General features: G+C 65.7%; 6 protein-coding genes and 1 pseudogene. 2 read left to right on the forward strand and 5 right to left on the reverse strand.

The genetic code is table 11. The features are described from left to right. Positions 1-892 precede the first annotated feature (892 nt). Positions 893-1,662 (forward strand): annotated as a pseudogene (locus GA0115259_RS22700) (transposase); the annotation flags it as partial. Positions 1,663-2,098: 436 nt separating this feature from the next. On the opposite strand, the gene GA0115259_RS22705 reads toward GA0115259_RS22700, so the two are convergent. From GA0115259_RS22705 to GA0115259_RS22730, 5 genes are all read right to left on the reverse strand, one after another. Continuing rightward, positions 2,099-2,557: a hypothetical protein gene (locus GA0115259_RS22705; protein ID WP_093600273.1), complete on the reverse strand. Its 459-nt coding sequence runs from the start codon at positions 2,555-2,557 to the stop codon at positions 2,099-2,101. Positions 2,558-3,756: 1,199 nt separating this feature from the next. Next, positions 3,757-4,809, reverse strand: coding sequence for an amidohydrolase family protein (locus GA0115259_RS22715; protein ID WP_345941028.1), 1,053 nt, complete (start codon positions 4,807-4,809; stop codon positions 3,757-3,759). Positions 4,810-4,900: 91 nt separating this feature from the next. Then, on the reverse strand, positions 4,901-6,034 hold the full coding sequence (locus tag GA0115259_RS22720) for an MAB_1171c family putative transporter (RefSeq protein WP_093600288.1): 1,134 nt from the start codon (positions 6,032-6,034) through the stop codon (positions 4,901-4,903). Positions 6,035-6,057: 23 nt separating this feature from the next. After that, complete coding sequence (locus GA0115259_RS22725) at positions 6,058-6,579, reverse strand: hypothetical protein (protein WP_093600279.1); 522 nt, start codon at positions 6,577-6,579, stop codon at positions 6,058-6,060. Positions 6,580-6,590: 11 nt separating this feature from the next. Then, positions 6,591-6,881, reverse strand: coding sequence for a hypothetical protein (locus GA0115259_RS22730; RefSeq protein WP_237540364.1), 291 nt, complete (start codon positions 6,879-6,881; stop codon positions 6,591-6,593). Positions 6,882-7,616: 735 nt separating this feature from the next. On the opposite strand from GA0115259_RS22730, the gene GA0115259_RS22735 reads away from it, so the two are divergent. Next, positions 7,617-9,068 (forward strand): helix-turn-helix transcriptional regulator, encoded by a 1,452-nt coding sequence (locus tag GA0115259_RS22735; protein ID WP_256098087.1) that lies wholly within the window; start codon positions 7,617-7,619, stop codon positions 9,066-9,068. The last annotated feature ends 56 nt before the right edge of the window (positions 9,069-9,124 follow it).

Here is a 9,124-nt window from a genome sequence, read left to right on the forward strand (position 1 = left end):
GACAACGGACACATGGCATCACGATGAGAATCCCGCTGGACATCGAGATGAGACTCAGCACTCCACAGGATGAGGTGCCCGATCTCGGAGTCCGCTGCCGGGGCGTGACCGCCCCCGTCCCCTTCTTCGACTTCCCACTCCTCGTCGCCGCTATCCCATAAGTGACCGCGACATGCCAGGGTTCCAGGGTGTCCTCGTAGTCGTAAGGCACCGCGGGATGTCCATGGCCGTAACAGAGGTGAAAACGGGCGGGATCGCCCGGGAGTTCAGTGACCAGCCGTTCAGGCATCGCTGATGTCATGACAGAGAGACCAGGAGCAGGCACTGACATCCCACCGAGAAACGGGACGAACAAGACCATGGGCTGGGACTGGTCCCTTTTGGGCTGAGCATCCTGGCCCCGCTTCTTGACCGAGTCGTTCACGTCACCAGTGCCACGGCATACCGAGCCCGTCACTTGACGCCGGATCTGCCAGCTCGCCCATTCGACCGCCGCGCAGATCAGCAACTCCGCACAGCAGCGGCCCAGCCAACGAGACGACACCAGCGGAAACGCACCGTCGGCACCCATAGCACCTCACCAAGCCGTCGGCCGGGCAGCGGAGAAGATCGCAACCACAGCGCTCCATCGATCACCACTACCGGCGGCTCCGCAACACTGAGCAACCCACGCCCGTATTGAGCAGATCCAAGAAAACTGCAGGTCAAATGACCTAAGCCGACGCAACGCGAAACAATACCCATCAGTCAGCGCGCCCGCCTCACCAAACCAAGCAACGCCCAGGCCCTCCTCGAAGGACCGCTCACTTCGAGGAGGACCGCAACACCAGATGAATGAGTCCGATGTGTGTGCTGCTCGCGACCACGGCGAAGGGCACCCGTTGGTTCGTGTGTGAAGACAAACCCGGACGTCCTTCTGGCGGCACTGAACGTGTTCATCGACGACCATGTGGCGCCTTGCCGCCGGATCGGGCGACCCCCGAATCTGACGGACGCCGAACTGCTGTGCCTGGCGGTCGCCCACGTCCTGCTGGGCTTTCCCTCTGCCCGGCACTGGATCCGCTTCTCGCACGCCCGGCTGGGACACCTCTTCCGCACCTGCCCCAGCAATCGTCCTGCAACAAGCGGCTCAACACCGCCGGGCCGCTGATCAGCCACGTGATCGAGGCTCTGGCCCGGCAAGTCCCGACCTGGCACGACGACCTCCGGCTGATCGACTCCACCCCACTGTCCTGCGCGGCCTCCCGCGAGACCGTCAAACGCTCCGGCCTGGCAGGGCACTTCGGAGAACGGGAGGTAATGACCGCGCTGCTGGAACGCAACCACCACCTCGTCCACAGCGGTCAGGTGATCCTCACGGACAAGGGCTTCGCCGGGCGGGAGTTCGAGACGTTCCTCACCGAACGCCTCAGCGTCCACCCGGTGCGGCCCGACCGGAAGGACGAGCCCGTCCGCCACGGCCGCCTCGCCCGGGTCCGCCAATGGATCGAAACTGTCTTCGACACCCTCAAAGGCCGGCTCAGCCTCGAACAGCACTGCGGCAGAACCCCAGCCGGCGTCTTCGCCCGCACCGGCCAACGACTCCTCGTCCTCGCCGCCGGCATCTGGCACAACTGGACCACCGGCGCCAAGACCAAACGATCCCTGATCGGCTACAACCACCGAGAACATCGGACTCATTCATCTACGCGCCGAGGGCGCTGCCAGTCTCCGGGCAGGCACGGGTGGCGGATCGGGCGGCGACGGCGGCAGCGTACGAAGTGTCCGCCTACTGCAACGCCACAAATACGCAGAAAAGCTGACCCGTATGTCCGCAGAGCGGATTCAATGGACTCATCCGAGCCCGCGGCAGAACCGCCGAACCGCCCACCGAGCCCAGCACCGTCCCGACCACCGCCATACGGCCCCCCGGCCACCTCCGCCAGCATTTCCAACCCTGACCATGAGGCAATGTCCACGGCCCGGACGGCCCGCCGCTGCCAGGGGGGTGATCGTGGAAGGCGGTGCACACTGACTTTCCTGGTCCATACAGGCGAGGCGGTCGCCGCGCTGGCCCCGCATGCGGCCGGGACCTGACGGCTCGTCTCGGCGGATCGGGTCAGGTACGCGCAGGCGGAGGCGCGAGCACCATGGGCCACTCCTCGGACTTGAGCAGGTCGTCGAGCGAGACGTCGGGGCCGGCGGTGAAGACGGCGGTCGGTTCGGCCAGGCGCGCGGACAGGGCGGGGCCGGCCGCCGTCCGGGCGGACAGGACCATCACGGCCTGCGGGTCGACGGCCGACCGGCCGGGGAAGCCGGCGGGGTCCACGCCCGCCTGCCGCAACGGGACGGGGTGGACGGCGATGCCGACGGTCAGCAGCCCTGCGTCGAGCGACCGTTCGGCCCAGCCGTCCGTGCGGACGAGATGGACCGCCCCGTCGCCCTCGTAGCAGTATGCGCCGAGTTCGGCGACGGCACGCTCTGCGGGCGTGCCGTCGGGATCAACGACGAGGACGGCGAACACCGTGTGCGGCGCCTCGGGATCGAGGCCGGAACGGACGTACAGGCGGGCGGCCATGGGGCAACGCCTCCGGAGCGGATCGGACATGGGCGGGGCATCAGTACAGCATGCCCTGCGACTGCCGCCCCCGACGGTGCGCGAGAGGTTGCGGAGCAGACCGTTTGTTGTACGAGGCTTGTGTACAAGGAAAGTTGGCGAACGTGATACACCAGCTCAAAGGTCTTTTCGCGAGGTCCGAAATCAATCTGCGGGTCCGCGATCGCTCCAGGACCCGCCGCAGCTGGACGAGCGCAGGCCCTCACCCTGGAACAGCTCGCTGCGATGGCCTGGGGATGGTCGGGCGCCGCCGGGGATGGCGGGAGGCGCTCTTGTGCCATACAGCCGCCTGTCTGGGGCTGGGGCCCGACCACACGCGAAGGGGGCTCATGTGTTTCTACGGCCCACAGCTCGGAGTGCGCACCCCGCCGGACAGCACACCGGAGCAGTCAACCGACGCCAAGCGGCTGAAGGCGTACCGCACGCGGCCGCAGCCTGGTCGCCGGGGATCATCGCCTACCACAACAACCGCTGGCCCACGCCGTCCCGTGCGGTTGAGGAGGATCGCATGCCAACAGGAGTAGCTGTCGTCTGCGACATGGACGGCTGCCTCGCCGTCTATCTGGCGGTCGAAACCGGCGATAACGGTGACGAATGCTCCGCTGACGACGTCTCACAGCTGGCGCGTAGGGCTGCTGAGGGCGCTGGCTGGGTGATCGGCTTCGGTTTTGGCCAGCCGGTGATGACGTGCCCGGGATGTGCAGACGACTGCGGCCCCGTCCGGGAACGCGGCACCTGCCGACAGTGCATGGGCCGCACCGATTCGGCGTTCAGGTGCACGTACTGTCCGCACTCCTAGCCGCCGGGTGCCAACGGCTGACGGCGCTCACTGCCGCGGCCCGTGACGCCGGAGTCGGGCCGTGGTTGAGCCGTACGACTCCAGAAAGCCGGGCCCGGGGAGGCTAGCCCGATTCCCCGGGGCCAATGCCGTCTCATGGAGCCGAAGCTCACCCTTCGTCGATCAGGGCCTTCGCGAACAGTTCTTCGGAGTCGAGCAAGCGGAGCAGAAGGCCCAGTCGGTTGTGGCACTGGCTCCTACCTGGCGGCACCGCGTATGTTGCGATGCCGTCTTGACGGGGGGTGAGGGCTTCGGCTGTGAACGTCGGAAGACCGGCGGGAAGAGGGGCAACCAACCCGGACGTGAGCGGGCGCCGCGCTCATCATGGTCCCTTGAAAACATGCCGGATCCGGCGGAGGGCGTCCAACTCGGACAGGGGGTCGCCGTCGACGACGAGAAGATCCGCACGCATGCCTGGGGCCAGGGCGCCTGTGTCGGTGAGCCCGAGGGCGTGGGCGGAGTTCGTGGTGGCCATGTCGAGGATTTCGGCGTGCTCGAAACCGAGGGAGGAGAAGAATTCGAGCATGCCGACATAGTCGTCGAACCGGGCTCCCGGCACGCCGGCGTCCGTGCCCGCGATGAACCGCACACCGGCCTCCCTCATCTCCCGGACAACCTCCGCCATCGCGTCCGCCCGTTCGGACCCCATCTGTTCGAGGAAAAGGCGCCAGTCCCCAGACACACAGCGGCAGACAGCTATGTCCTTCTCGATGATCTGGCGCGTGGTCTTCGGATCGTAGGTGATGCCATCGGCGGTGCGCCAGGAACAGTGCTCGAGAGTGCGGACCCCAGCTGCCACACAGTCCGATATGGCATCGGTACCGTGCGCGTGGGCGGCAACGCCCAGGCCGTGGCGCGCGGCTTCATCTACGATCAGCCGCAGTTGGCCGGGGGTGAACTGCGACTCGTACATACGCGGGCCACCTGGCGTAAGGGCGCCACCGGACGCCATCACTTTGATCAGGTCGGCCCCGGCGGCCGCGTTGCGGGCGACCTGTGAGCGGATGTCATCGTCGGTGATGACCTCACCACCGAGGAAGGCGCAATGGCCGCCGAGTGAGGTCAGCGGTGTGGTTGCTGCGAGAATGCGCGGCCCGGCCACCGCTCCCGATTCGATCGACGCGCGCAGTGCCACGGTGAGCGCATCAAGGTCACCGAGATCCCGTGCGGTCGTCACACCCGCTGCCAGCATCTGTCCGGCGCGCTCCGCCATGGCGGCAGCGAGTTCGCCCCGGGCGGTATCGGTCACGGCACGGATCGGGTCGGGCCCCGTGTCGAAGGCAAGGTGAACATGGCAGTCGATCAACCCTGGGATCACGGTCGCCCCGGGGCAGTGCAGCCGAGCCACACGTGCGTCCAGCTCGGTGTCCAGCACCGCCGCGGTGCCGACAGCGGTGATCATCCCGGAGTCCACCAGGACGGCACCATGGTCGATCACGTGATCCGCGGGTCCGGTGATGACGTGGTCAGCGGTGATCAGAACTTTGTTCACGGTTGCCTTTCGCGTAGGCGCGGGAGATGGCGATGAGTTCACGGGCATCGGCGCTCAGGTCATTACCGGGGGGCAACGCGATGCGTGCGGCCGACAGCGCGGTGTGGGGATCCTCGGTGGCCGGTTTCAGTGCCAGCGCATCGTTGATGTGCCGTGCGAGCTGGTCAGCCGGCCCGCGGGCGAGGTCGGCGTCGGGAGCGACCTGCATCAGGTACGGGCTCAGGCGTACCAGCCCGTCGCGGCATTCGATGAGGCGGCGGTAGAACCTCACATGGGTGCCGCGAAGCCGGAAGCGAGTCCACGGGGAGATGGCCGGTTCCCGGTTCAGGACGAGCTCGGGGTAGGCGGCGGAGAGGACCTGCCACAAAGGAGTGAGATCGCGGTACATACGGCGGTGATGGGCAACCGATCTCAGATGCAGTATGAGTTGTACGCTGGCGGAATAGCACACTCCGATAAGTACGATTCCCAGTGCCCAGTCGTTCATCGCCCAGTTCACCATATTGAAGGTACTGTGCGATCCGGGTTCGCCTATGCGCAAACAGACCCAGACCACTCGGTTGACCGAGGTGATCGCTAATCCGAACAGGCCGAGTGTCATGGTTCGCAAGCCGAATGCCAGATGCCAGCTCGCCATGCGTGCGCAGTACAGTGCCCAGAAACCGGATGTGAGGTAGGCGTAGACGAAGTAGGCGTTGCCGATGATGTAGAAGCAGGCAATCGCCGGCTCCGCCATGTAGGGAGTGCTCAACGTGTGATCGCGCAGAGTTGCGGGGGTTGCGATCATGGCGACGAGGAGGGCGATCAGGACGCCGATGAGCAGAGCCGTGTTGGCCCGTAACTGTCGTTGGTGCGTGGTGTTCGGCTCCCGCATGGAGGAGGCGAAGAACAGAATGAGCGCGGCCAGGCCGGACATGTGGATGGCATTGAACGTAATCTTTCCGGCGCCGGCTGTGGTGAACGCGTCGACCTTGCTGCTGGCTTCGGGGAAGCTGAGGATTTGGCCGGCGGCCAGCAGAAGCAGACAGGTGACCAATATTCGCAGTAATCGGTCACGCGGCGCGTGCACCAGATCGATTGTCTTCCATATCGTCCCAATGATCAACATGATGGTCACTGGTTCCTGGAAGATTAGATCCACCCCCAGCGAGGGTTCAGCGCGGAACGCAGCGGGTGAAGCGCGGAGTTCTCGGAAGCACGGGGGGTGGCGTAGTCGATGACTACCGCCCACTCCTGGATGATCGTCGCAACGAGCTCGGCCTCGAGTTCGTACTCTTCGGTGTAGCAGGTCCGGCGAAAACCTCTCGTGACGGCGTCGTGAGGGTAGTCCGGGCCCAGGCCGGGGAACTCTTCTCCCGTGCTTCCGTCATCCTGGTGATCGGCGATGATATGGCCGATCTCGTGCAGGATTATATGGTCCTGGTGTACGGGTGTCGTTTCTGCCTGGTAGAAAATGCTTTCCTCGTCGGGCTGGGACAGCCACACCCCGAACGGTCCGGGGATCGGCAGTGCCCAGGGGATCAGCTGGATCGTTTTTCCGCGGTGCTCGCCGAGGCGGAGACATAACTCGTCCACGCGTAAGGGGGGTTGGATTTCCAGTTGGCGCAGCAGGTGTCGGCAGTATCGGCGGAGCTTGCGTTCACGTACGGCCATGGCGTTCTCTCTCATCTGGTGTCAGGGGCCGGGGGGTCGTCGCTGCCGTGATCGAGGATTTCGATCATCTTGAGTAGCTGCTCACGCATCGCCGGCGTCATAGCGCCTGCCCTCATCGCGATCATCCTCACCTGACGGCTGGCGAGTCGCTGCCGCAGCAGTTCATCCTCGGGGTCTTCCTGTGCAACCAGCCACTGGGCGGTGATCGGGAGCGTCCCCGCTTCACGGTGGTCGTCGAAGAATTTGGCGAGCCCCTCCAGCACGCTCAGCGTCGGATTGGTGTGGGATCCGTTGCGCAGCATCGCGAGGTAACTCCGCGACAGTGTCGCCGGATGCGACGGATCCGCCGTAACTGCTTTGGCCACCTCCGCAGTTGAGTACTCCCGCTGTCGGCCGTGAGCGTCGGTCCATCGCACCACCGCGAACAACCTGTTCAACCGCTCGGCCAACGACTGCCCACGATCTTGGTCACCACCTGGCGCCATGTCCACACTCCCTGACCGAATCCAGCCACTGTCCCCAATGTTGACTCAATTGGACAATATCTAAATCTACTTGACCTCACCAGTCACAGACTGCCAATATATTGGACGCTTCGCTCATGAGGCTGACAGGAGGACTGCCGCTTGTCCAGGGCCTACGGGCCCGCCGGAGGGGCCCGCAGCCACGGCACCGCACCGAGATCAGCGGAACCGTCCCAGTCGGGCGTATGCCCGGCGTTCAAGTACAGCGCACTCGATGTGTGGTTGATGACACCCCGCGTTCCCCGCCGAGCCTGTACCTCTGGAGGTTGATCGTGAAGAGTCCGGGTGAAGAGTCCGGGAATGCCACGCAGTCAGGTCCGTTCAGGTTTCCGAACCGCTGGAGGCCCCCTGTCTGTATCGCGCCCTCCAGCAGAGGTTTCGGGGAACACATGTCCGGCCGAACGCCATTGCGGGCAAGCGTTGTTGACTTGCAAGGGGTGGACGGCTGCTCCTGCGGGTGCCGTCGCACTCGCCGCTCCGGCCGCCGCTCCGGCCTCACTTGTCTCGGATATCGTGGAGAGTGAACAGGTTATGCGCGTTTTATCCAGGGCACACGAGTTGCCATTGCGCGGCCGCAGTGCCGAAGTGAGAAAAGTCTACGGCTCACTGCAGTCGGCTCAGGATTTCGGCAGTGTGCTGTTCACGTTCGAGGGCACTCCAGGCGCGGGCAGATCCCGGATGCTGCATGAGGCCGGGCATATAGCGAAAAGCCTTGGCGCCACCGTCGTGAACGGTCTGCCGAGAGGTGACGAGCCGAGGGACCGCCCTCTGGCCGTCCTGCTGGACGACATCCACTGCACCGGCCAGGAGGAGGCCAGCACACTCGTGGCGCTGCGCGACCGGCACCTGGATACCCCGTTGGTATGGTTCGTCGCCCGGCGTGCCAGGTGGCCCAATGGACCGGTCGACAGCATATTGAACGCCCTGACCAGCCACCACGAACAAGTGGCGCTGGCTCCGCTGCCGGAATCGGCTGCCCGTGAACTCGCTGCCGATCTGCTGGGTGTCGAGCCCGACGCGGCTTTCGAACGCGCGCTGAGTGATGCGGGCGGCCAGCCTCAGACGCTGAGGGCTTTGGTCGAAGGACTGCACGAGGAGGGCTGGGTGGAGATCGGGGCCACCGCGCGCCTCATCGCCCCTATTGTTCCCGAGCGGGTCAGCGGACTGGTGCAGCGGCTGCTGCATGACTGCTCGGACTTCTGCCGCCGGATGCTGTCCGTGGCAGCCGTCCTGGACCGACGGATCGTTTTCGAGGAGCTCGCCACCGTACTCGAGACCACGCCCTCCGGCCTCCTGTCGGCCTTCGACGAGGCCGCCTCCACAGGGCTGGTGCGCAGCGACGGCGGCCATCTGACGTTCGCCGGCGAGTTGTTCCGCCGGGTGATGTACGAGTCCATGCCTGTCACCGTCCGCACGGCCCTTCGCCGACAGGCCGAGGAACAGCGGGCCCGCCATGCCCGGATTCTCATTCCCGCGCGGTCATCCGCGGACGGCATGCGAAACGGCGTCCCGGACGGCCGGCCGGTGCATGTCGAGCGGTGGCAGCGGCACAGGCGGCCCGGCTTGGAGCCGCGCGGGCAACACCCCGCCCGGCTCCTGGCGCCGGCCGGAGAACCCGGGGCATCGACAGCGCGGGCAGCCGCTCCCGTAACGAAACCGGAGGAGGCCGTTCGTCCGGCGAAGGCCCAGAGGGAGGAGACCGCCGACGCGGGTGCTGAGCTGCGGCCTCAAGCCGGATGGGAGCAGCTTACCGACAGGCAACGGACCGTGGTGGAGCTGGCCGTTCAGGGGCTGACGAACCGTCAGATAGCGGAACGGATCTTCGTGTCGCCGCATACGGTCAACTACCACCTGCGCAAGATCTACCGGGCGCTCTCCGTGAGCTCTCGCATCGACCTGTTCCGCCTGGCGCACAATCACGCTACGGCGGCCGGCGTCCCCCTCGCGGAACGTCCTGACGTCTAGGGTCTTTCGTTTGGATCAGGCTGGGTGAGGGAGCGGGGTCTGGTGCCGTGGATCGC

This window comes from Streptomyces sp. MnatMP-M17 (assembly GCF_900091995.1).
Classification (GTDB): Bacteria; Actinomycetota; Actinomycetes; order Streptomycetales; family Streptomycetaceae; genus Streptomyces.